At 75.7% G+C, this 22123-nt stretch carries 21 protein-coding genes; 13 read left to right on the forward strand and 8 right to left on the reverse strand.

Going from position 1 to position 22123, the window contains the following annotated elements:
• Nucleotides 1-24: 24 nt before the first annotated feature.
• Nucleotides 25-1536, reverse strand: coding sequence for an NCS2 family permease (locus ACI79E_RS01180; RefSeq protein ID WP_456930714.1), 1512 nt, complete (start codon nt 1534-1536; stop codon nt 25-27).
• 152 nt (nt 1537-1688) lie between these two features.
• Here ACI79E_RS01180 and ACI79E_RS01185 point away from each other — a divergent pair, with 152 nt between their 5' ends.
• The gene (locus ACI79E_RS01185; protein ID WP_456930715.1) at nt 1689-1916 is read left to right on the forward strand and encodes a DUF2530 domain-containing protein; all 228 of its coding nucleotides are present in this window, start codon (nt 1689-1691) and stop codon (nt 1914-1916) included.
• A 35-nt stretch (nt 1917-1951) separates the two neighbouring features.
• Here ACI79E_RS01185 and ACI79E_RS01190 read toward each other — a convergent pair whose 3' ends face one another.
• On the reverse strand, nt 1952-2743 hold the full coding sequence (locus tag ACI79E_RS01190; protein ID WP_456930716.1) for a DUF3027 domain-containing protein: 792 nt from the start codon (nt 2741-2743) through the stop codon (nt 1952-1954).
• Nucleotides 2744-2909: 166 nt separating this feature from the next.
• Between ACI79E_RS01190 and ACI79E_RS01195 the strand changes: the two genes are divergently transcribed.
• Together ACI79E_RS01195 and ACI79E_RS01200 are read left to right on the forward strand one after the other, a co-directional pair.
• Nucleotides 2910-4400 carry an MFS transporter gene (locus tag ACI79E_RS01195; RefSeq protein ID WP_456930717.1) on the forward strand — a complete coding sequence of 497 codons (1491 nt, stop codon included), beginning with the start codon at nt 2910-2912 and terminating at the stop codon, nt 4398-4400.
• Nucleotides 4397-4870 (forward strand): DUF2771 family protein, encoded by a 474-nt coding sequence (locus ACI79E_RS01200; protein ID WP_456930718.1) that lies wholly within the window; start codon nt 4397-4399, stop codon nt 4868-4870. The genes ACI79E_RS01195 and ACI79E_RS01200 overlap by 4 nt, the downstream gene beginning before the upstream one ends.
• 66 nt (nt 4871-4936) lie before the next feature.
• Here the strand turns inward: ACI79E_RS01200 and ACI79E_RS01205 are convergent, their stop codons facing one another.
• Entirely contained in the window at nt 4937-5332 is a 396-nt protein-coding gene (locus tag ACI79E_RS01205; RefSeq protein ID WP_456930719.1) for a cold-shock protein, read from the reverse strand.
• Between the two features lie 139 nt (nt 5333-5471).
• On the opposite strand from ACI79E_RS01205, the gene ACI79E_RS01210 reads away from it, so the two are divergent.
• Genes ACI79E_RS01210 through ACI79E_RS01220 form a run of 3 tightly spaced genes read left to right on the forward strand, consistent with a single transcriptional unit; the run spans nt 5472 to nt 6764 of the window.
• Nucleotides 5472-5831 (forward strand): YidH family protein, encoded by a 360-nt coding sequence (locus ACI79E_RS01210; protein WP_456930720.1) that lies wholly within the window; start codon nt 5472-5474, stop codon nt 5829-5831.
• A gap of 7 nt (nt 5832-5838) precedes the next feature.
• Nucleotides 5839-6165 (forward strand): DUF202 domain-containing protein, encoded by a 327-nt coding sequence (locus ACI79E_RS01215; RefSeq protein WP_456930721.1) that lies wholly within the window; start codon nt 5839-5841, stop codon nt 6163-6165.
• Between the two features lie 41 nt (nt 6166-6206).
• Entirely contained in the window at nt 6207-6764 is a 558-nt protein-coding gene (locus ACI79E_RS01220; RefSeq protein WP_456930722.1) for a hypothetical protein, read from the forward strand.
• Here ACI79E_RS01220 and ACI79E_RS01225 read toward each other — a convergent pair.
• Nucleotides 6751-7320 (reverse strand): nucleotidyltransferase family protein, encoded by a 570-nt coding sequence (locus ACI79E_RS01225; protein ID WP_456930723.1) that lies wholly within the window; start codon nt 7318-7320, stop codon nt 6751-6753. The genes ACI79E_RS01220 and ACI79E_RS01225 overlap by 14 nt on opposite strands.
• Before the next feature lie 74 nt (nt 7321-7394).
• Here ACI79E_RS01225 and ACI79E_RS01230 point away from each other — a divergent pair, with 74 nt between their 5' ends.
• A complete protein-coding gene (locus ACI79E_RS01230) occupies nt 7395-8174 on the forward strand; it encodes an endonuclease/exonuclease/phosphatase family protein (protein ID WP_456930724.1) in 780 nt (259 codons plus the stop codon).
• 69 nt (nt 8175-8243) lie between these two features.
• Here ACI79E_RS01230 and ACI79E_RS01235 read toward each other — a convergent pair whose 3' ends face one another.
• The 3 genes from ACI79E_RS01235 to ACI79E_RS01245 all read right to left on the reverse strand — a co-directional run bounded on the left by ACI79E_RS01235 (nt 8244) and on the right by ACI79E_RS01245 (nt 10832).
• Nucleotides 8244-9899, reverse strand: a complete 1656-nt coding sequence (locus tag ACI79E_RS01235) for an AMP-binding protein (RefSeq protein ID WP_456930725.1) — start codon at nt 9897-9899, stop codon at nt 8244-8246.
• Nucleotides 9900-9978: 79 nt separating this feature from the next.
• The gene (locus ACI79E_RS01240; protein WP_456930726.1) at nt 9979-10194 is read right to left on the reverse strand and encodes a hypothetical protein; all 216 of its coding nucleotides are present in this window, start codon (nt 10192-10194) and stop codon (nt 9979-9981) included.
• Between the two features lie 110 nt (nt 10195-10304).
• A complete protein-coding gene (locus tag ACI79E_RS01245; protein ID WP_456930727.1) occupies nt 10305-10832 on the reverse strand; it encodes a hypothetical protein in 528 nt (175 codons plus the stop codon).
• A gap of 70 nt (nt 10833-10902) precedes the next feature.
• Here ACI79E_RS01245 and ACI79E_RS01250 point away from each other — a divergent pair, with 70 nt between their 5' ends.
• The 6 genes from ACI79E_RS01250 to ACI79E_RS01275 all read left to right on the forward strand — a co-directional run bounded on the left by ACI79E_RS01250 (nt 10903) and on the right by ACI79E_RS01275 (nt 19741).
• A complete protein-coding gene (locus ACI79E_RS01250) occupies nt 10903-13161 on the forward strand; it encodes a helicase-associated domain-containing protein (protein ID WP_456930728.1) in 2259 nt (752 codons plus the stop codon).
• A 53-nt stretch (nt 13162-13214) separates the two neighbouring features.
• Nucleotides 13215-14501 carry a class I SAM-dependent methyltransferase gene (locus ACI79E_RS01255; RefSeq protein WP_456930729.1) on the forward strand — a complete coding sequence of 429 codons (1287 nt, stop codon included), beginning with the start codon at nt 13215-13217 and terminating at the stop codon, nt 14499-14501.
• Between the two features lie 180 nt (nt 14502-14681).
• Nucleotides 14682-15830, forward strand: coding sequence for a cupin domain-containing protein (locus ACI79E_RS01260; RefSeq protein ID WP_456930730.1), 1149 nt, complete (start codon nt 14682-14684; stop codon nt 15828-15830).
• Entirely contained in the window at nt 15827-16684 is an 858-nt protein-coding gene (locus tag ACI79E_RS01265; RefSeq protein ID WP_456930731.1) for a fumarylacetoacetate hydrolase family protein, read from the forward strand. Before ACI79E_RS01260 ends, ACI79E_RS01265 begins: the two co-directional genes overlap by 4 nt.
• Nucleotides 16681-17916, forward strand: coding sequence for an FAD-dependent monooxygenase (locus ACI79E_RS01270; RefSeq protein ID WP_456930732.1), 1236 nt, complete (start codon nt 16681-16683; stop codon nt 17914-17916). Before ACI79E_RS01265 ends, ACI79E_RS01270 begins: the two co-directional genes overlap by 4 nt.
• A 142-nt stretch (nt 17917-18058) precedes the next feature.
• Nucleotides 18059-19741 (forward strand): DNA repair helicase XPB, encoded by a 1683-nt coding sequence (locus tag ACI79E_RS01275; RefSeq protein ID WP_456930733.1) that lies wholly within the window; start codon nt 18059-18061, stop codon nt 19739-19741.
• 51 nt (nt 19742-19792) lie between these two features.
• Here ACI79E_RS01275 and ACI79E_RS01280 read toward each other — a convergent pair whose 3' ends face one another.
• A complete protein-coding gene (locus ACI79E_RS01280; protein ID WP_456930734.1) occupies nt 19793-22024 on the reverse strand; it encodes an ATP-binding protein in 2232 nt (743 codons plus the stop codon).
• Nucleotides 22025-22123 lie beyond the last annotated feature (99 nt).

A 22123-nucleotide genomic window follows, 5' to 3' on the forward strand; every position in this document is an offset into this window, starting at 1 on the left:
CTAGCTAACGGTCTCCCCGGCGGCTCAGAACAGCTGCTGGAGCGGCTCCAGGGCGAAGTAGACGAGGAAGAGCACCGCGATGACCCACATGAGCGGGTGCACGTCGCGGCGCCGTCCGACGATCGAGCGCAGCAGCACGTAGCTGATGACGCCGGCGCCGATGCCGTTGGTGATCGAGTAGGTGAACGGCATGAGCGCGATCGTGAGGAACGCCGGGATGACCAGGGACATGTCGTCCCACTCGAGGTTGCGGATCTGGCTGATCATGAGCGCGCCCACGATGACCAGGGCCGGCGCGGCGGCCTCCGACGGCACGACCTGCACCAGCGGCGTGAACAGCATCGCCAGCAGGAACAGCACGCCGGTGGCCACGCTGGCCAGGCCGGTGCGGGCACCGTCGGCCACACCGGCGGTGCTCTCGACGTAGGTGGTGTTGGAGGACACGCTGCCCGCGCCACCGGCGGCGGCGGCCAGGGAGTCGACCAGCAGCACCGGCTGGGACTTGGGCAGGTTGCGGTTCTGGTCGAGCAGGTCGCCCTCGGCGCCGACGGCGGTCACCGTGCCGACGGTGTCGAAGAAGTCGGCGATCATGATCGAGAAGACGATGAGCAGGGCGGCGACCACGCCGATCCGCTCGAAGCCGCCGAACAGCGAGAACTGCCCGATCAGTGAGAGGTCCGGCGTGCTGACGACGTCCTCGGGCAGCGTGGGCACCTGCAGCGCCCAGCCGCGGGGGTTGTCCTCGCCGACGCGCGGGCCGATCCCGGCGACCGCCTCGATGACGATCGCCAGCACGGTCGAGACGACGATCCCGATGAGCAGGGCACCCTTGACCCGGCGGACGACGAGCACGCTGGTGAGCAGCAGGCCGACGACGAACACCAGCAGCGGCCACCCGGCGAGCTGCCCGTTGACGCCGAAGCTGATCAGCGGGTTGCCCGGCCGGATCACGCCGGCGTCGGCCAGGCCGATGATGGTGAGGAAGAAGCCGATGCCGACCGCGATGGCGGTCTTCAGCTGCGGCGGGATGGCCTCGAAGACCGCGCGGCGGAAACCGGTGAGCACCAGCACGGTGATCAGCAGGCCCTCCAGCACGACCAGGCCCATGATCTCCGGCCAGGACAGCTGGGTGGCCGCGAAGACCGCGACGATGGCGTTGATGCCCAGCCCGGCGGCCAGCGCGAACGGGTACCGGCCGACGACGCCCATGAGGATCGTCATGACGCCGGCGATGAGCGCGGTCACCGCGGCGACGGAGGCGAACGGCAGCGAGCCGCCGGTGACGTCCGTGCCCGACAGGATGATCGGGTTCAGGATCACGATGTAGGCCATCGTGAAGAAGGTCGTCAGGCCGCCGCGCAGCTCCCGGGCGACGGTGGAGCGCCGGGCGCTGATCTCGAAGTAGCGGTCCAGGCCGTTCCTCGGCTTCACCCGCGGACCGTCGCTGCGGCGCGGCGTGCGCACCCCGGCGGCGACGTCGGCCGGCGTGTCACCGGGGGCGTTGCTGCCCGTGGACGGGCCGGACTTCTCTGCCATGGAAGGACTCCCGGACGGGTGGCCGGGCGGGCGAGCGGCGGGGGAAGCGCGCGCCGGCCGACCGGTGGGGTCTGCAACGAGCGGCGACAGCGTGCCACACGCGGTGAACAGCGGTGTGCAGGCAGGGGCCGTGCAGCGCCTAGGGTCGGGGCGTGCCCGGTCCGACGAAACAGGCCCCACCCCCGCTGCGGGTCGACACCGTCCGCGTGGTGCTGGCCGGGACGGCGGTGTGGGCCGTCGCGCTCGTCGTGCTCCTGCTGCTCGGCGACCGCGTCGACCGCGTCTGGACCTGGACCTGCGTGGCCGGCATCGCCCTGGCCGCCGTCGGGCTGGGCATCATGCGCGTGCAGGGCCAGCTCGACGACCGCCCCAGGCACTGAGGCGGGACCGCGGGAGCCTCCGGCGGCGGCCGGCCTCAGTCGGTCAGGACGTCGAAGGCGCCGGTGTCGTAGCGCGCCGAGGTGACCACCTCGGTGGCCTCGTCGGCGACCAGCGTGGCCTGGCTGTGCGCACCGCAGCCGTAGTCCACGGCGACGACCCGACCGTCGGCCGGGGCGTAGACGTTGCCGCAGGCGCCGTAGCCGTGCCGCAGCGAGCCGGCCAGCGGGAGGAAGAAGCCGCAGGTGCCGCACGGCCCGGGCGCGTGCCGGGCCATCGCCGAGCCGGGGCCGAACTCCCCCGCGCTCCACCGGGCGGCCGCCTCGCTGCGCCCCTCGCGGGACATGACCCGCTCCCGGCCGAGCCCGATCTCGGCGGCGACGACGGAGCCCTCCGGGTCCTCGGCGGAGTCGTCGTCGACCGCGTAGGCCGGGACCAGGCGGGGGTCGTCCTCCGTGGCGGGCAGGACGTCGCCCACCGAGAGGTCACCCGGCCGCAGCCGCTCGTGCCACGGCACCCACGCCGGGGCGAGCAGCGCCTGCTCCCCCGGCAGCAGCACCACCTCGTCGACGGTGACGGTGTCCTCACCCGGCACCCGGGCCAGCGTCACCGCCCAGTGCCAGCCCACGTAGCCCGGCAGGCGGCTGGCGAAGGAGTGGGTGACCACGTCGCCGAGCTCGGCGGGGCCGGCCACCTCGGGGGTGGCGCCGAGGTGCTCCCCGACGACGTCCGGGGAGCCGGCGGTCTCGACCGCCGCCGCCCGGGCCTGCTCGACCGCCGCGGACAGCACGTCGTTCCCCGCCGCGGCGGGGTCGGAGAAGTCGGTCACGCGCCCATTGTCGCTGACGCCGGCGCCCCGCCCGTCGGCGCGGGGGCGACTCGTCGACCGCCTGCTCAGACGGGTGCGGCACGATGGGCGGGTGCCCAGCTCCCGCCCACCCGCGCCCCGGCGCGGCGTCCTGCGCGGGCGTCCGTTGCCGCCGGGCGCGGAGCGGATGGACACCACCCCCATCGACGTCCCCCGGCCGGCGACCCGCCCGCTCCCCGAGGCGCAGGCGGGTGGGGCCGGTGCACCGCCGCCCGCGCTGCCCCCGGGGCCGCCGACGCCGCCCCCGACCGCGCCGCTGCCGCCGCGCAAGCTGACGGTCACCCGCGTCGCGGCGGCCCGGTCGCGGGAGCTGACCGGCGCTGCGGTGCGGCGGGTCCGTGCCGCCAGCCGGGCGGACGGCGCGGGTGAGAGCGGGCTGACGCACCTGCTGTGGGTCAACGCCCTGCACATGGCCGGGGACGCGATGATCGCCGTCTCGCTGGCCGGCACGCTGTTCTTCGCCGCGACCACCGACGCCCAGCGCGGCAACGTGGCGCTCTACCTGCTGGTCACGATGGCGCCGTTCGCCGTCGTCGCCCCGGTGATCGGGCCGTTGCTGGACCGGCTGCAGCGCGGCCGTCGCTGGGCGATGGGCGCGAGCCTGTCCGGCCGGGCCGTGCTGGCGCTGGTCATGGCCGCCCACTTCGACGACTTCGCCCTGTACCCCGCCGCCCTGGGCGTGCTGGTGCTGTCGAAGGCGCACAACGTGCTGCGCGCGGCGGTGGTCCCCCGGGTGCTGCCCGGGGCGATGTCGCTGACCTCGGCCAACGCCCGGACGTCGGTGTTCGGGTTGCTCACCGCCGGGGTGTTCGGCGGCATCGGGGCCGGGCTGGCGTGGGCGCTGGGCTTCGAGTGGCTGCTCTACGCGACCGCGGCGGTGTTCGTGGTCGGCGCGGTGGCCGCGGTGCGGCTGCCCCGCCACGTCGACGTCCCGACCGGGGAGCTGCCCGCCGACGTGCTCACCACCGCGCCGCAGCCGGCGACCGGTGGACGGCGTCGGCGGGCGGTCAACCCGCACGTGGTCGTGGCGCTGCGGGCCAACGCGGCGCTGCGCGGGCTGGGCGGCTTCCTGACCATCTTCTCGGCGTTCCTGGTGCAGGCCACCGTCGACGGCGGCTGGCCGGCGACCCTGGCCCTCGGCGCGGTCGCCGGGGCGGCCGGGCTGGGCAGCGTGGTCGGGACGGCGGTCGGCTCCCGCCTGCACCGGGTGAGCCCCGACCCGATCGTGCTCTGGTCGGCCGGCACCGCGGCGGCGATCACCGTGCTGGCCGCGGTCTTCTTCAGCCTCGCGATGGCCGCCGTCGTCGCCGGCGTGGCGGCCGTGGCCAACGCGCTGGGCAAAGTGGCCCTCGACGCGATCATCCAGCGGGAGGTCCCCGAGAGCCTGCGCGCCTCCGCGTTCGCCCGCTCGGAGACCATGCTGCAGCTCTCCTGGGTGGTCGGCGGCGCACTGGGCATCGCCCTGCCGCCCACCGGCTGGCTCGGGTTCACCGTGGCCGCCGCGCTGCTCGTGCTCGCCGTCGGGCTGGTCCTGTGGCGGCCGCGGCGCCGCACCGCGGCCGCTCCCGACGCGTGGGCGCCGGGTGCGGCCGACCCGGCCCCGGGGTGGCAGCAGTGAGGCGGGCGGCCGGGCCGGCCGTCGGCGTCCTGCTGCTGGCCGGGTGCGGCTCGGGGCCGACCGGCCCCGAGGAGGTCGTCGTGGTGGCGGGGGCGCAGGAGGTGGGCGTCTCCCCGACCCAGACCTGCCTGGACGGCGAGGGGCAGCGCTACTCGACGACCCCGCCGATCCTCGAGGTCTCCCCCGACACGACGATCCGGCTCACCGTCCCCGAGTCGGTCGCCGAGCGCGGCTGGAGCGTGCAGGTCTTCGACGAGCAGCTCGAGCAGCAGCTCGGCGTGGTCGACGTCGACCGCGGCGCGACGGTCCTCGACGAGATCAACAGCTCCGACGTCGTCCCGCCGGCGTTCTACCTCGTCGTCGTCGAGGACGCCGTCGAGGACTGCGACGGTTTCAGCGGCGCGTGGCCGGTCGGGTTCGTCCGCGCCGGCGGCGCCGTCGGCGGCACCGCGACCGCCCCCGCGCCGTGACGTGCCGAAACGGCCCCCGTGCAGGGTCCCGCCGCGAGCGAGCGGTGGGGGCACGGGGGTCCTCGCTCAGTGCTCCAGGTCGGTCGCGACCGCGCGCAGCACCGAGGCGACCTTGCGGGCCACCGCCTTGTCGGGGTGCCGGCCGCGGCGCAGGCCGTTGGAGACGTCGTCGAGCAGCTTGATGAGGTCCTCGATGATCGGCACCAGCTCGTCGGGCTTCTTGCGGGTGCGCTCGGCGTGCGCGGCCGCGACCGACGGCAGCGGGTCGAGCACCCGCACCTGCAGCGCCTGGTCGCCGCGACGGCCGGCGACGATGCCGAACTCCACCCGCTGGCCGGGCTTGAGCTCGCTCGTGCCCGTCGGCAGGGCGTCCTTGTGCACGAAGACGTCGGGACCGTCCTCGCGGGAGAGGAAGCCGAACCCCTTCTCCGGGTTGAACCACTTGACTCTGCCGGTGGGCACGTTGATCCCTCAGTCGGTCGCGGACGGACCCGGCACCGGGCCGGGCGGACGGTCGCGGCACGGGGCCGCCACCTGCCAGGTTAGTCGTCGTCCCGGCCAGGCTCCGCGTCCTCTCCGCCCGGCGCCCTAGCCTGGCCGGGTGCCGACCGCCGACCAGCCCGCCGGCCACCCGGACTACCGGTTCACGCTGGCCAACGAGCGCACGCTGCTCGCCTGGCTCCGGACCGGGCTCGCCCTCGTCGCCGGCGGGGTGGCGGTGGCGCAGTTCGCCCCCGACCTGGGCGTGCGCTGGGGCAGCGCGGCGGTCGCGGTGGCGCTGGTGCTGGCCGGCCTGGGTACCGCGCTGGGCGGCTACCGGCGCTGGCGGGGCAACGAGCGGGCCATCGCCGCCGACCGGCCCCTGCCGGTCAGCCGCGTCCTGCCGACGGTCGTGGCGGCGGTGGCCGCCGTCCTCGTCGTCGTGGCGGTGCTCGTCGGCATCGAGGTGGTCGGCGGGTGAGCGACTCGTGAGCGGGGGGCCGGTCCGGGAGACCCAGCCCGAGCGCACCCACCTCGCCTGGCAGCGCACCGGACTCGGGGTGCTCGGGGTGGCCGGGCTGCTGGCGCACTCGTCGGCCGAGGCGGCGGCGCCGGTGCGGCTGGTGGTGGCCGGGGGCGTGGCGCTGCTGGGGCTCGGCGTGCTCGGCGGGCTGGCGCCGCTGAGGGCCCGGCAGGTGCGCCGGGCCCTCGCCCGCGGCCGGGGCGCGACCGCGGCCGGGATGGCCGCCCTCGTCACCGCCGTGGTCGTGGTCGTGGCCGCGGCGGCCCTGGTCGCGGTCCTCGCCCCACGCTGAGGTCGCGGGAAGTCGGTTGCCCGCCCGGCGACACTGCGTCCATGCGCATGACGTTCCAGCGGATGGCCGACCGTCGCCCGGTGGAGACGGTGGTCGAGCGGGACGACGGCGTCACCTTCGCCATGCGCGGCGCGGGCGGTGGCACCGACCTGCCGCACGACCTGGTGCACGCACTCGTCGAGACCGGGCTGGGCGTGACGGACGGCGTCTGGGGGTGCGTCGCCGACGGGGTGGTGTGGGGCAGCATGCGGCACGTCACCGGTCGCCGGCCGCCGCACGCCACCGAGCGGTCGGAGCGGCTGAAGCGCGAGCGCGCCGCCGCGGTGGACCGGGCCGAGCACCTGGCCGACCTCGTCGGCCGGCTGGCACGCGGGGCGGAGGTCCTGCCGGGCCAGGTCGCCGCGTCGGGCGTCCCGCCGGAGCGGCTGCAGGCGGTGGTCGGGGCGCTGCGGGAGGCGGCCGCCCGCTGGGCCGCCCTGGCGCCGGGAGAGACCTGGGTCGTCGAGTGGGTCCCCGCGCCCCGGGCCCGCGGGCCGCGGCGGACGTCCGGGAGCCGGCCCGGCCGGCTGCCCCGCGCTGCGGGGCTCAGTCCTCGCTGAGCGCCCCCTCCACGACCCCGAGCCGGTCCAGCAGGATGAGGAAGACCGCGGCGAAGTCGTTGGCCTCGACGTCGCGGCGGACCCGCGCCCAGTCGACCTGCTCGCGCAGCGCGCGGGCCACCGGCAGCAGCCGCGAGTAGTCGCAGTAGTGCTCGTCGAGGGCCATCAGCTTGGTGACGACGATGTCGGTGGCCTCCAGCACCGGCATGTGCACCGAGAGCACCGGCAGCTCCTCGGCGCGGTCGATGAGGTCCATCTCCACCGGGTCGCCGCAGGTGCGCCACAGCACGTCGACGAACGAGTTGCCCTGGACGACCTTGGTCAGCCAGTCCTCCGCCGGGTCGACGACCTCCAGCCCGGCCTCGGCCAGCACCTTCGCCGCCCGCTCGGCCTCCGCGGCCGGGACGAGGAAGTCCGCGTCGTGGTCGGGCTCCGGTGCGCCGCGGACCCACGCCGCGTAGCCCCCGCACAGCGCGAAGGGCACGTCGCCCTGCTTGAGCGCGACGGCGGTGCGCTTGAGGAGGTCACGGATCTCGTCCCGGTCGTCTGGCAGCACGCGGGACTGCTACCCGGCGTCGCGTCGTCGGAACGTGCCGGTGTGGACGCCGCGGGCCGGGGCACTGGAGGTCCGTGCGGATCGCGACGTTCAACATCCTCCACGGCCGCTCCCCCGTCGACGACCGGGTCGACGTCGAGCGCCTGGCGGCCGCGGTGAAGACCCTCGACGCCGACGTCCTCGGCCTGCAGGAGGTCGACCGCGACCAGCCGCGGTCCATGGGCGCGGACCTGACGGCGGTCGCCGCCGAGGCGATGGCCGCCGTGGACTCCCAGTTCGTGGCGGCGCTGTCGGGCACCCCCGGCGGCACCTGGATGGCGGCCACCGGCGACGAGCAGCCGGGGTCGGCCAGCTACGGGATCGCGCTGCTGTCGCGGTACCCGGTGGTGTCCTGGCGGGTGGTCCGGCTGCCGGCGCTGCGCAGCCGGGTGCCGGTGTGGTTCCGCGGCGCGCCCCGGCCCAAGCTGGTCGGCGACGAGCCGCGGGTCGCCGTCGCCGCGGTCCTGGACGGGCCGGACGGACAGTTCACCGTGGCCAACACGCACCTGTCGTTCGTCCCCGGCTGGGGCGCGCTGCAGCTGTCCAAGCTGGTGCGCTCGCTGACCGGCACCCGCGAGCCGCTGGTGCTCATGGGCGACCTGAACATGGAGCGCGGGCAGGCGGTGCGGGTGAGCGGGCTGCAGCCGCTGGGCCGGGCCGCCACCTTCCCGGTGGACACCCCGACCCGGCAGCTGGACCACGTGCTGGCCCGGGGCCCGATCACCGCCACGGGGCCGGCCGAGGCGGTGCGGCTGCCCCTGTCGGACCACCGCGCCCTCGTCGTCCCGGTGCGGATCGGGACGGCTCCGGCATAGACGAACCGCCCGGCCCCGTCCAGAGGCTCGCCGCGAGCCTGCGAGTGGTGAGGAGGACGGGGTCCTCTCTCAGGCGTTCCGGACCGCCGCGGCCGCCTGCAGGCCCAGCTCCTCGACCGAGACCTCCCGCATCTCGACCTTGCGGACCTTGCCGGTGACCGTCATCGGGAAGGCGTCGACGATCTTGACGTACCGCGGGATCTTGTAGTGGGCGAGCTTGCCCGTGCAGAACTCGCGCAGCGCCTCGGCGGTGAGCGGCTCGGCGCTGGACCGCAGCCGCACCCACGCCATGAGCTCCTCGCCGAACCGCTCGTCGGGGACGCCGATGACCTGGGCCTCGATGATGTCCGGGTGGGTGAAGAGGAACTCCTCGACCTCCCGCGGGTACACGTTCTCCCCGCCGCGGATCACCATGTCCTTGATCCGGCCGACGATGTTGAGGTAGCCCTCGGCGTCCATCACCGCGAGGTCCCCGGTGTGCATCCAGCGAGCGGCGTCGATGACCTCGGCGGTCTTCTCCGGCTGCTCCCAGTACCCGAGCATCACCGAGTAGCCGCGGGTGCAGAACTCCCCCGGCGTCCCGCGGGGCACGGTGAGCCCGGTCTCGGGGTCGACGACCTTGACCTCGAGGTGCGGGTGCACCCGGCCGACGGTGGAGGTGCGCCGGTCCAGGTCGTCGTCGGCGCCGGTCTGGGTGGAGACCGGCGAGGTCTCGGTCATGCCGTAGCAGATGGTCACCTCGGTCATGCCCATCTCGGCGACCACCCGCTTCATCACCTCGACCGGGCACGGGGAGCCGGCCATGATCCCGGTCCGCAGCGACGAGAGGTCGTAGGTGCCGAAGTCGGGCAGCGCCAGTTCGGCGATGAACATCGTGGGGACGCCGTACAGCGAGGTGCAGCGCTCCTCCTGCACCGCCTCGAGCGTCAGCGCGGGGTCGAAGCCGGGTGCCGGGATGACCATCGTCGCGCCGTGCGAGGTGGCCGCGAGGTTGCCCATGCCCATGCCGAAGCAGTGGTAGTAGGGCACCGGGATGCAGATCCGGTCGGCCTCGGTGTAGCCGCAGCCCTCGCCCACGAAGAACCCGTTGTTGAGCAGGTTGTGGTGGGTGAGCGTGGCGCCCTTGGGGAAGCCGGTCGTCCCGGAGGTGTACTGGATGTTGATCGGGTCGTCGGCCGACAGCTGCGTCTCGCGCTCGGCGAGCAGGCCGCGGTCCCCGCCCCGGCCGGTGGCCACCAGCTGCTCCCACTCCGGCGAGCCGAGGAACAGCACCTCGCGCAGGTCCGGGCACTCGTCGCGGACCTCGCCCACCATGGCCCGGTAGTCGCTGGTCCGGAACTCGGGGGCGCTCACCAGCACCGAGATGCCGGCCTGCTGCAGCACGTAGGCCAGTTCATGGGTGCGGTAGGCGGGGTTGATGTTGACCAGGATCGCGCCGAGCTTGGCGGTGGCGTACTGGACGAACGCCCACTCCGCGCAGTTCGGCGCCCAGATCCCGACCCGGTCGCCCTTGGCCACGCCCAGGGCGTCCAGCCCGAGGGCGACCGCGTCGACCTCCGCGACGAACTGCGGGTAGCTGAACCGGCGGCCCGTGGCGCACTCGACGAGCGCCTCGTGCTCGCCCACCCGCGCCGCCGTCCGGTCCAGGTTCGCCCCGATCGTGTCCCCGAGGAGGGGGACGGTGGAGGTGCCACTGCTGTAGGACGGCAGCGCGGGCTGGGTCATGCTCTTCCTCCTCGATGTAGGCCCCCCTGCAGGGGCCCGCTGCGAGCTTGCGAGCTGCTGGGGGCAGGGGGTCCTTCTACTACTCGCCCGCCATGACGCCGGCCCGGTTGGGCTTGTCGGTGGGGTGCGCGTACCGCAGGCGGCTGGGCGGCAGCGGGAACTCGTGGTCCTCGCCGAAGGGGTTGAGCGGGCCGGCCGGCTCGGCGGTGAACTCGGTCAGCGGTGGGCCGCCGTCGTCGGACCGACCCCAGGTGGGCTCCACCAGGTGCGCGTGCTTGGTCTTCCGCTTGGCCATGTCGCCGTTGCCTCCGTTGCCGTGTCTGCGAGCACCACGCGGTGCCGCGTCGCTGGACATCTTCTCGGACGCGGTACCCAGAACGCACGCACTACGCCACGGCAGCCGCCTCAGCGGCGCCGGACCGCCCGTGCGCCGTACACCGTGCTCACGCCGTCGGCGGTGATCACCCACTCCCGGGGCCCCACCGGCGCGGCCCGCACCACCGCGTCGTGCAGCTGCTGGACCGCCCGCGTGCGGAAGACGGTGGTGCTCTCCAGGCGCAGCCGCACCGGCTCGGCCAGCGGGTCGGTCTCGTCGTAGCCCTCCGGCTCGAACGCCAGCACCGCGGGGCCGGCGATGCGCAGCACCCCGGTCTGCCAGCGCACCGTCCGCAGCGCCCGCCGCCAGCGGCGGTGCCGCAGCAGCGCCCCGGTGCCGGCGACGACGGCGACGGTCCCCGAGACGACCAGCACCACCACCGCGAGGCCGACGCCGGGGATCCCCTCGCCGCGGTCGCGGGCGATCGTCACCGCCGCGGCACCGAGCAGGACCCCGAGGACGACGGCGATCCCGCCCCCGGCCAGCCAGCGCAGCGCCCCGGCCTGGTAGCCGGTCAGCGCGCTGCTGGTCTGCGGGTCCTCGGCGGCGGGGTGCACGCGGTCATGCTGGCCCAGCACCCGGGGACGGCGCGGCACGGGGTGGCGCGGGCGACGTAACTTTGACCGGATGTCTGCCGACCGCCCGGCCACGCTGGCCGCCTGGCTGCGCACCCGCAGCGACGAGCAGCTCGGCGCGTTGCTGGCCGCCCGTCCCGACGTCGCCCGGCCGGCGCCGTCCGACGTCGTGGCCCTGGCCAGCCGGCTGGCGGTCCCGGTGTCGGTCGACCGCGCGCTCGACGAGCTGGACGCCGCGACGCTGCAGGTGCTCGACGTGGTCCTGCTCGCCGGCACCGACGGGGTGGACGCCGCGGACCTGCCCGCCGCGCTGCCCGAGGTCCCCGACGAGGTGCTCGCCGCCGCGCTGGAGCGGCTGGCGACGCGGGCCCTGCTGTGGGGCGACGACGTCCTGCACGCCCCGGACCCGGTGCGCCGGGCGGTGCGCTACCCCGCCGGGCTGGGCCGGCGGGCGACCGAGCTGCGGCTGGCGCTTCCGGCGGACCTGCCCCGGGCGATCGGCGAGCTGAGCGCCGAGGAGCGCGGGGTCCTCGAGCGGCTGGCCGGCGACCGTCCGGTCGGCCACCTGCCCGACACCAGCGGCAACGGCGCCTCCCCGGCCCGCCGGCTGGTGCAGCAGGGCCTGCTGGCCCGCATCGACGCGCTCAACGTGGAACTGCCGCGGGAGATCGCGCTGCACCTGCGCGGCGACCGCCCCTACGGCCCCCCGCGGGTGCGCCCGGAGCCGGCCGTCGTCACGCGGGACCCCGCCGTGGTGGACCGGCAGGCGGCCGGGGCGGCGATGGAGACCGTGGGCCGGGTCGGTGAGCTGCTGACCCTCCTGGAGGAGGAGCCCGCGGGGCTGCTGCGCAGCGGCGGGGTCGCCGTCCGCGACCAGAAGCGGCTGGCGCGGGCCCTGCACGTGGCCGAGCCCGAGGCCGGCTGGCTCCTCGAACTCGCGCACGTGGCGGGCCTGCTCGACGTCGGGGGCCCGCACCGCGACGAGTGGCTGCCCACCCGCGCCTACGACCTGTGGCGCGAGCAGGACCTCCCCGACCGGTGGGCCACGCTGGCCGGCGGCTGGCTGGACGCCGTCCGGCTGCCCGCGCTGGCCGGGCAGCGCGACGTGAGCGGCAAGGCGGTGAACGCGCTCTCCCCCGACCTGGTCCGGCACACCGCACCGGCGATCCGGCGCTCCGCGCTGAGCGCCCTGGCCGAGTACCCGCGCGGCAGCGGCGTGGCCGCCGACGACCTGGTCGCCCTGCTGCGCTGGCGCACCCCGCGGCGCGCCGACCGCCTCGCGCCGGTCCCGGACCTGCTGGCCGAGGCCACCAGGCTCGGCGTGCTGGTCGGCGGGGTGCTGTCCACCGGCGGTCGCGGCCTGCTGGCCGCCGGGGATGACGGCGCCGCCGACGGCATGCGGGGCCTGCTGCCCGAGCCGGTCGACCACGTGCTGGCCCAGCCCGACCTCTCCCTGGTCGCGCCCGGCCCCCTGGTCGCCGAGCTCGCCGACACCCTCGCCGTCGTCGCCGACGTCGAGTCCTCCGGCGGGGCCACGGTGTTCCGGGTGTCGGAGGCCAGCATCCGCCGGGCCCTGGACTCCGGCTGGTCGGCCACCGACCTGCACGAGTTCTTCGCCCGCGCCTCACGGACCCCGGTGCCGCAGGCGCTGGACTACCTGGTCGACGACGTGGCCCGCCAGCACGGTCGGCTGCGGGTGGGGGCCATCGAGAGCTACGTGCGCTCCGACGACCACGGGCTGCTCTCCCAGGTGCTCAACGACCGGCGGACGGCCGGCGCCGAGCTGCGCCGGCTGGCGCCCGGTGTCCTGGTGAGCGGGCTGGGCGCCGACGAGGTGCTCACCGTGCTGCGCGAGGCCGGGTACGCCCCGGCCGGTGAGTCCCCGGGCGGCACCGTCCTGACCCGGCCCCCGGCGCGCCCGCGCGCCGCCGGCCGCCGCCCGGGGGCCGCGACCGCCGCGGCGCCGCGGCCGCTCACCGGCGACGAGGTGGCCGCGACCGTGCGCGAGATCCGCGCCGGGGACGCCGCCCTGGCCGCGCGGCGCGGCGAGGCGGTGCGCCAGGTGCCCGGGGTGACCACCGCGGGCACGCTGGAGCTGCTCTCCCGCGCGGTCCGCGAGGGCGTGCCGGTGTGGCTCGGGTACGTCGACGCGCAGGGCAGCGGCAGCCAGCGCGTCGTCCAGCCGGTGTCCCTGGCCGGCGGCTTCCTCCAGGGGTACGACGAGCGCCGCGGCGAGAGCCGCACCTTCGCCGTCCACCGGATCACCTCGGTGGCGCTGGTCGAGGACGAGGAGCCGGCCGCGTCGTCGTGACCTGCGCGACAACCGCTTGATCATCCCGTGGGCGGCGGCCACCCTGCCTGCCCATGGGGAGCGAGGAGAGCACCGCCGCAGCCCTGGTCACGGCCCTGCAGCGGGTCCTGGGCGTCGAGGAGGTGCCCGTGCGGCTGCGCGCCTGGGACGGCTCGGTCGCCGGGCCCGAGGGGGCGCCGGTGGTCGCCGTCCGGTCGCGGCGCGCCCTGCGGCGGCTGGCCTGGGCACCCGGCGAGCTCGGCCTGGGCCGCGCCTACGTCGCCGGTGAGCTCGACGTCGAGGGCGACGTCTTCGCCACCCTGGAGGCACTGACCTCGGCCGGCCGGCTGGCCGCCGGCGACGCGCACGCCGCCCCGACCGTGCGCGAGTGGCTGGACCTGCTGGGCACGGCCGCCCGGCTCGGCGCCCTCGGCCCCGCGCCCGCGCCCCCGCCCGAGGAGGTGCGGCTGCGCCGGTTCGGACGCCGGCACTCCCGCACCCGGGACGCCGCCGCGATCGCCCACCACTACGACGTCAGCAACGACTTCTACCGGCTGGTCCTCGGCCCGACGATGGTCTACTCCTGCGCCGTCTGGGAGTCCCCCGCCACCGGGCTGGACGCCGCGCAGGAGGCCAAGCTCGACCTGGTCTGCCGCAAGCTGGGCCTCACCGCAGAGTCCCGGCTGCTCGACGTGGGCTGTGGCTGGGGCAGCCTGGCGCTGCACGCCGCCGGTGGGTACGGGGCCTCCGTCGTGGGGGTCACCCTCTCGCGGGCCCAGGCCGAGCTGGCCCGGGCGCGGGTGGCCGAGGCGGGGCTGACCGACCGGGTGGAGATCCGGGTGCAGGACTACCGCGACGTCCCCGACGGCCCGTTCGACGCGATCAGCTCGATCGGCATGGCCGAGCACGTCGGCGCGGAGCAGATGGCGGGGTACGTCGCGACCCTCCGCGACCTGCTGCGCCCGGGCGGCCGGCTGCTCAACCACGCCATCGCCTGGAACGACGCCGCGACCGCCGCCTGGGACCCCGACACCTTCATCACCCGGTTCGTCTTCCCCGACGGGGAGCTGCTCAGCCTGGCCGGCACCGTCGCCGCCCTGGAGGCCGGCGGGCTCGAGGTGCTCGACGTGGAGGCCCTGCGGCGGCACTACGCGCTGACGCTGCGCGCCTGGGTGGAGCGGCTGGAGAAGCACTGGGACGCCGCCGTCGCCGAGAGCACCGAGGGCCGCGCCCGGGTCTGGCGGCTGTACATGGCGGCGAGCGCGCTGGCGTTCGAGCGCGGGGTCATGGGCGTGAACCAGGTGCTGGTGCGGCGTCCCGGCGGTGACGAGGCCCCGCTGCGGCTGCGCGACTGGCGCTGACGCCCGCGCGGGCGGATCCGTTCTGCTGTCCAGAATCAGCGGGCGTGGCGCGGGACACGCGCGCACCCTCGACGGGGAACGACCTCCCCGTGCCGCGGCTCCGCCCGTCGCCACGGGAGGCCCCGGAGCAGGGCCGACGACCTGTCCACCGGACCACGCCGCATCGGAGGGATGCCCGCCATGACCCAGCAACTCGCCTCCCCGGTCTCGCTGACCGCGGTCGACGCGCCCGGCCAGCCGACGCCCACGCCCGCGCTGGAGGAGCTGTACCGCGGCTTCGAGAAGGAGCTGCTGGTCCCGCTGTGGACCGAGATCGGCGACCTCATGCCCGCGCACCCGCGCTCCAAGGCGGTGCCGCACGTGTGGCGGTGGCAGAACCTGCTCCAGCTGGCCGACCAGGCCGGGCACCTGGTGCCGGTCGGGCGCGGCGGGGAGCGCCGGGCCATCGCCCTGGCCAACCCCTCCCTCGGCGGCAAGCCGTACGCCACCCCCACCCTGTGGGCGGCCATCCAGTACCTGATGCCGGGTGAGGACGCCCCCGAGCACCGCCACACCCAGCACGCCTTCCGCTTCGTGGTCGAGGGCGAGGGCGTGTGGACCGTCGTCGGGCGGGACCCGGTCCCGATGAACCGCGGGGACTTCCTGCCCCAGGCCGGGTGGAACTGGCACGCCCACCACAACGCCGCCGAGAAGCCGATGGCCTGGATCGACGGCCTGGACATCCCGTTCCAGTACGCCACCGAGTCGCAGTTCTTCGAGTTCGGCCGCGAGCAGATCAGCGACGCCGAGCGCACCACCCCGGAGCGGTCCCGCTCCCAGCGGCTGTGGGGGCACCCCGGCCTGCGACCGGTGTCCGCCCCCGGCGCCACGCCGGGCACCCCGCTGCTGAACTACCGCTGGGTCGACACCGACGCCGCGCTGACCGACCAGCTCGAGCTGGAGGCCGAGGGCCACCCCGGCGTGGTCGAGCCCGGCCACGCCGCGGTCCGCTTCACCAACCCGACCACCGGCGGGGACGTGCTGCCCACCATCCGCGCCGAGGTGCACCGCGTGCGCGCCGGCACCGAGACCACGCCGCGGCGGGAGGCCGGGTCGTCGGTCTACCAGGTCTTCGACGGCACCGGCACGGTCACCGTCGGGGAGGTCTCCTGGCAGGTCGAGCGCGGTGACCTGTTCGTCGTCCCCTCCTGGGAGCCGCTGTCGGTGCGCTCGGAGGCCTCGGCGTCGGACTCCGACTCCGGCGCGCTGGACCTCTTCCGGTTCAGCGACACCCCGATCTTCGAGGCCCTGCGCCTGGACCGCGTCTCCGTGGGAGGAACCGACCGATGAAGCTGGCCACCATCCGCACCCTGGAGGGCCGCACCCGCGCGGTCCGCGTCGACGACGACCACCTGGTCGACCTGGGCGCGGCCGACCTGGGCGAGTTCCTGGCCACCCCCGGGTGGGAGGAGCGGGCCGCGGCGGCGACCGAGCGGGTCGCCGAGGTGCGCGGTGCCGCCTACGCCCCCGTCGTCCCCCGCCCCGGCAAGGTCGTCTGCGTCGGGCTGAACTACCGCAACCACATCCTGGAGATGGGCCGGGACCTCCCCGAGTACCCGACGCTGTTCTCCAAGTACGCCGACACCCTCGTCGGCGCGACCGACGACATCGTCAAGCCCCCGGAGACGACGGAGTTCGACTGGGAGTGCGAGCTCGCCGTCATCATCGGCGCGCCGGTCCGCCGGGCGAAGGGCGTCGAGGCGGAGGCCGCGATCGCCGGGTTCGCGGTGCTCAACGACATCACCTGCCGCGACTGGCAGTTCCGCACCCGGGAGTGGCTGCAGGGCAAGAACTGGGAGGCCACCACCCCGCTGGGGCCGTACCTGGTCACCCCCGACGAGCTGCCCGGCGGCGTGCGGCCCACGCTGGAGATCAGCACGCGGATCGACGGCGAGACCGTGCAGAAGGACACCACCGGCGACCTGCTGTTCGACCCCGTCGCCCTGGTCGAGTACGTCTCCACCATGATCACCCTCCGGCCCGGCGACGTCATCGCCACCGGCACCCCCGGCGGCGTCGGCCACGCCCGCAAGCCGGCCCGCTACCTGTCCGCCGGCCAGGTCGTGACCACCGAGATCGCCGGCCTCGGCCGCTGCGAGAACACCGTGGTCGACGACCTGACGGCCGCCGAGGCGTCGTCGTGAACGACGTCGACGTCCTCGTCGTCGGCGGCGGAATCGGAGGGCTGGCCAACGCCCTGGCGCTGACGCGGAAGGGCCTGCGGGTGCGCGTCCTGGAGCGCGCCGCCGAGTTCGGCGAGGTCGGGGCCGGGCTGCAGATCGCGCCGAACTGCACCCGGATCCTCGACTCCTGGGGCCTGCTCGACGAGGTGCTCCGCCTCGGCGTGCAGCCGGAGAACCTGGTCATGAAGGACGCCGTCGACGGCTCGGAGCTCACCCGCCTCGACCTCGCCGACGCCCGGCAGCGCTACGGCTCGCCCTACGTGGTCATCCACCGCAGCGACCTGCACGGCACGCTGCTGCGGGCCTGCCGCGACGCCGGCGTGGACCTGGTCACCGACGTGCAGGTCACCGGCTACGAGCACCTGGACGGCGGCGTGGCGGTGGTCTCCGAGGGGGGCCGCGAGGTCGCTCCCGTCGTCCTCGCCGCCGACGGCCTGTACTCCGTCGCCCGGAAGATGATCAGCGACGACCAACCGGTCAGCTCCGCCTACGTGGCCTACCGCGGCGCGATCCCCGCGGAGCAGGTCGCGCAGATGGACGTCTCGATGTCCGACGTCGTGGTCTACGTCGGGCCGCACTGCCACTTCGTGCAGTACCCGCTCCGGCAGGGCGAGATGTTCAACCAGGTCGCGGTGTTCCGCTCCCCCAAGGCCCTCGCCGGCCAGGAGGACTGGGGCACCCCCGACGAGCTCGACGCGGCCTTCGCCGACACCTGCGACCAGGTCCGGGCCGGCCTCCCGCTGATGTGGCGGGACCGCTGGTGGCGCATGTTCGACCGCGAACCGATCATGAACTGGGTCCAGGGCCGGCTCGCGCTCACCGGGGACGCCGCCCACCCGCCGCTGCAGTACCTCGCGCAGGGCGCGGTCATGGCCATCGAGGACGCCTGGGTGCTGTCCGAGCACGTCGGGGCGCAACTGGCCGCGGGCGGCCTGGACTGGGACGCCGCCCTCGCCGCGTACAACGCGGTCCGGCCGGAGCACTGCCGGCGGGTGCTCACCACGGCCCGGGCGTGGGGTGAGCTGTGGCACCTCACCGACGGCCCGCGGGAGGCGCGCAACGAGCTGCTGCGGCACCGGGACGTGCACGACTACGCGTTCGTGGACTGGCTGTACGGGCCCACCGCCCTGACGCCGGACCAGGAGCCGCCGATGTTCACACCGCAGTCGCTGGAGCAGCCTGCGCGCGCCTGAGCGACGCGACACAGCGGCACCGGCCACGCCCGCCGAGGGGAAGCTCCTGTCGGCGGGCGTGGTTAGTTTGGACGTGGTCCTCGTGACCGCGTCCCCCTGCTGACCGCGCCCGTCGGCAGGACGCTGCTGCCGGAAGGTGCCCGTGAACGACGGACCCCTCATCGTCCAGTCGGACAAGACCCTGCTGCTCGAGGTCGACCACCCCCTCGCCCGCGACTGCCGGGCGGCGATCGCCCCGTTCGCGGAGCTGGAGCGGTCCCCCGAGCACGTGCACACCTACCGGGTCACCCCGCTCGCGCTGTGGAACGCCCGCGCCGCGGGGCACGACGCCGAGCAGGTGGTCGACGCCCTCGTCCGCTACTCCCGCTACCCGGTGCCGCACGCGCTGCTGGTCGACGTCGCCGACACCATGGACCGCTTCGGCCGGCTGACGCTGGCCAACAACCCGGTGCACGGGCTGGTGCTCACCAGCTCCGACCGCGCCGTCCTCGAGGAGGTCGTCCGCAGCAAGCGGGTGGCCCCCATGCTCGGTGCCCGGATCGACGCCGACACCGTGGTCGTCCACCCGTCGGAGCGCGGGCGGCTCAAGCAGGCGCTGCTCAAGGTCGGCTGGCCCGCCGAGGACCTCGCCGGCTACGTCGACGGCCAGGCCCACCCCATCGACCTGGACCAGAGCGGCTGGCACCTGCGCGACTACCAGCAGGAGGCCGTGGACGGCTTCTGGGCCGGTGGGTCGGGCGTCGTCGTCCTGCCCTGCGGGGCGGGCAAGACGCTCGTGGGCGCCGCGGCGATGGCCGAGGCCAAGGCCACCACGCTGATCCTGGTGACCAACACCGTCGCCGGGCGGCAGTGGAAGCGCGAGCTTATCGCGCGCACCACGCTCACCGAGGACGAGATCGGCGAGTACTCCGGGGAGCGCAAGGAGATCCGCCCGGTCACCATCGCGACCTACCAGGTCATCACCACCCGCCGGAAGGGCGAGTACCGGCACCTGGACCTCTTCGACGCGCAGGACTGGGGCCTGATCGTCTACGACGAGGTGCACCTGCTGCCCGCGCCGATCTTCCGGCTCACCGCCGACCTGCAGTCCCGCCGCCGGCTCGGCCTCACCGCCACGCTGGTGCGCGAGGACGGCCGGGAGGACGACGTCTTCTCCCTCATCGGCCCGAAGCGCTACGACGCCCCGTGGCGCGACATCGAGGCCCAGGGCTACATCGCGCCGGCCGAGTGCATCGAGGTGCGGGTGTCCCTCGACGACGAGGAGCGGATGACCTACGCGGTCGCCGAGCCCGAGGAGCGCTACCGCATCGCCGCGACCGCCACGTCGAAGCTGCCGGTGATCCGGCGGGTGCTGGAGCGCCACCCCGAGGAGCAGAAGCTCGTCATCGGGGCCTACCTCGACCAGCTGGAGGAGCTCGGCCGGGCCCTCGACGCACCGGTCATCCAGGGCTCGACCACGAACAAGGAGCGGGAGAAGCTCTTCGACGCCTTCCGCGCCGGGGAGATCCGCACCCTGGTGGTGTCCAAGGTCGCGAACTTCTCCATCGACCTGCCCGAGGCGGCCGTCGCCGTCCAGGTGTCGGGCACCTTCGGCTCGCGGCAGGAGGAGGCCCAGCGGCTCGGCCGGGTGCTGCGCCCCAAGGCCGACGGCCGGCAGGCGCACTTCTACACCGTGGTCAGCCGCGACACCCTCGACGCGGAGTACGCCGCGCACCGGCAGCGGTTCCTGGCCGAGCAGGGCTACGCGTACACGATCGTCGACGCCGACGACCTGGCCGGCCCCGGTGAGGTCAACGGCCCCGACTGGGTCGACGAGGGCGCCTGAGCTCCTCGGGTGGAGTGCCACGGCGCCGGGCCCGCGCCCGTGGCACTCCACTCAGATGCGTGTCACCGCCCAGGCGGCGATCTCGGCCCGCGACCGGAAGCCCAGCCGGGTGAGGATCTGCTCGACGTGTGACTCCGCCGTCCGCGGGGAGATGACCAGGCGGGCGGCGATCTCGCGGTCGGTGAGCCCCTGCGCCACCAGCCCGGCCACCTCCAGCTGGCGCGGGGTGAGCGGACCGGCCGGCTCCGGCGGTGCCGGCGCCGGCACCGGCGTCTCGGCCAGGGCCAGCGCGACCGCGCCCGCCCGGTCGACGCCGCTGCCCTCGGCGTACCCCGCGGCCCACCGCCGCGGGCCCACCGCGGCCCGGGCGGCTCGTCGCCAGCGGTCGTCCACCGCGGTCAGGGGTGCGGGCAACCGGGCGGGGATCGAGCGCCACACCGCGTCGGCGGCACCGGCCAGCCGGGCGGCCGTGTCGCCGTCCCCGCCGGCGGCCGCGGCCCACCCCAGCGCGGCCACGCAGAGCGCGATGCCGCTGCGGTCGTCGACCTCCCGCATGAGCCGCAGCGCGTCCTCCTCCAGCCGGGCCGCCGCGACGGGGTCGCCCGCGGCCAGCCGCCCGAGGCCGCGGCCCCACAGCGCGTGCGAGCGGGTCCACGGGTCGGCCGCCGCGGCGAGGCCGGTGCCGAACGCGGCGTCGGCGGCGGCGAGGTCGCCGGCGAGCAGGGCCACGACGCCGACGTCGGCCCAGCAGAAGGCCGCGGTCTCCTCGGTGGCCGCGGCCGCCTCGCGCAGCAGCCGGTCGGCGGCCGGCAGGTCGCCGCGGAACAGCGCCGCCTGGCCGAGGTACTGGGTGGCCAGGGCGACCACCCCCGGCGCGGTCGCGGTGCGCCGGCCCTCCTCCAGCAGGGGGACGGCGGCCTCCGGGTCGGTCGCGACGAGCGCCAGGTAGCCGGCCACCACCAGTCCCCGTGCCCGCTCCGGACCGGGGACGGGCACCGCGCGCAGCAGCAGGTCCAGCCAGTGCCGGCCCTCACCGAGGTGACCGCGGGCGGCCCAGTACAGCCAGGCGTCGGCGGCGGTGGCCAGGCCGGCCCGCGCCTCGCCGGGCGTCCGCAGGCAGTGCTCCAGCGCGCCCGCGAGCTCCGGGTGGACGGCGGCCAGCCGGTCGAACGCCGCCACCTGACCGGGCCCGAGGAACTCCGCGGCCGCCTCCGCCACCCGGCCGGCGCACCAGTCGCGGTGCCGCCGGCGCACCGGACCGCCCTCCCCGGAGCCGTCGAGCAGCTCGCGGCCGAACGCCCGGACCGTCTCCAGCATGCGGAACCTCGTCCCGGCGCCGGTCCGGTCGACCACCAGCAGCGAGGCCTCCACCAGCCGGGTCAGGGCGTCGAGGACGTCGTCCCGTGGGAGCTCGCCGTCGGCGCACACCGCCTCGGCGGCGGCCAGGTCGAAGCCGGCCGCGAAGACCGCCGCCCGACGCCACAGCAGCCGCTCGGCGGGACCCAGCAGGTCCGCGCTCCACGCCATCGTGGCGCGCAGCGTGCGGTGCCGGTCGGGCCCGGCCGGACCGGGGCGCCGCAGCAGGCCCAGCCGGTCGTCGAGGCGGTCGAGCAGCTGGGCCGGCGTCAGGGTGCGCAGCCGGACGGCGGCCAGCTCCAGGGCCAGCGGGATGCCGTCGAGCCGCCGGCACAGCTCGGCCAGCGCGGCGTCGTCGGCGGACGTGAGCACGAGGTCGGGGACCGCCGCCGCGGCCCGCTGCCGCAGCAGCGTGGTGCCGTCGCCCCCGGCCAGCGGCGGCACCGCGCACAGCGCCTCCCCGGGGACGTCCAGCGGCGTCCGGCTGGTGGCCAGGACGGTGAGGCCCGGGCAGGCGCCGGTCAGCGCGTCCACGAGGACGGCGGCGGCGTCGCGCACGTGCTCGCAGTTGTCGAGGACCAGCAGCAGCCGCCGCTCCCCCAGCACCTCGGCCAGGGACGCCGGAAGCCAGCGCCCCGTGGAGTCCCGGACGTCGAACGCGGCGGCGACCTGCGCGGCCGCCAGCGCGGGGTCGGACACCGCGGTGAGGTCGGCCAGCGCGACGCCGTCGGGGAAGGAGCGGCGCAGCTCGGCGGCGGCCCGCAGCGCCAGCCGGGTCTTGCCCACCCCTCCGGGGCCCACCAGCGTGACGAGCCGGGACTCCCCGAGCAGCGCCCGCAGCCGGGCCAGCTCGGCCCGCCGGCCGACGAACGAGCTGCGCTCCGCGGGCAGCCGGTGCCCGGGAGCGGGGGCTGCCGGCCGCGCCATGGCCGGGACGGTAACGGCGCGGTACGGGTCCCCGGGAGTACCCGTACCGCCGTCCGTACCTCCCCGGATGTCCGCGCGACGCCGCCGCGGGAGCGTGCC

This window comes from Geodermatophilus sp. SYSU D00079, assembly GCF_054050635.1.

Coding starts and splice junctions, on each gene's coding strand:
- ACI79E_RS01180 (WP_456930714.1), bottom strand. CDS start 1,536: ATGGCAGAGAAGTCCGGCCCGTCCACGGGCAGCAACGCCCCCGGTGAC.
- ACI79E_RS01195 (WP_456930717.1), top strand. CDS start 2,910: ATGGACACCACCCCCATCGACGTCCCCCGGCCGGCGACCCGCCCGCTC.
- ACI79E_RS01220 (WP_456930722.1), top strand. CDS start 6,207: ATGCGCATGACGTTCCAGCGGATGGCCGACCGTCGCCCGGTGGAGACG.
- ACI79E_RS01235 (WP_456930725.1), bottom strand. CDS start 9,899: ATGACCCAGCCCGCGCTGCCGTCCTACAGCAGTGGCACCTCCACCGTC.
- ACI79E_RS01240 (WP_456930726.1), bottom strand. CDS start 10,194: ATGGCCAAGCGGAAGACCAAGCACGCGCACCTGGTGGAGCCCACCTGG.
- ACI79E_RS01250 (WP_456930728.1), top strand. CDS start 10,903: ATGTCTGCCGACCGCCCGGCCACGCTGGCCGCCTGGCTGCGCACCCGC.
- ACI79E_RS01255 (WP_456930729.1), top strand. CDS start 13,215: ATGGGGAGCGAGGAGAGCACCGCCGCAGCCCTGGTCACGGCCCTGCAG.
- ACI79E_RS01260 (WP_456930730.1), top strand. CDS start 14,682: ATGACCCAGCAACTCGCCTCCCCGGTCTCGCTGACCGCGGTCGACGCG.
- ACI79E_RS01265 (WP_456930731.1), top strand. CDS start 15,827: ATGAAGCTGGCCACCATCCGCACCCTGGAGGGCCGCACCCGCGCGGTC.
- ACI79E_RS01280 (WP_456930734.1), bottom strand. CDS start 22,024: ATGGCGCGGCCGGCAGCCCCCGCTCCCGGGCACCGGCTGCCCGCGGAG.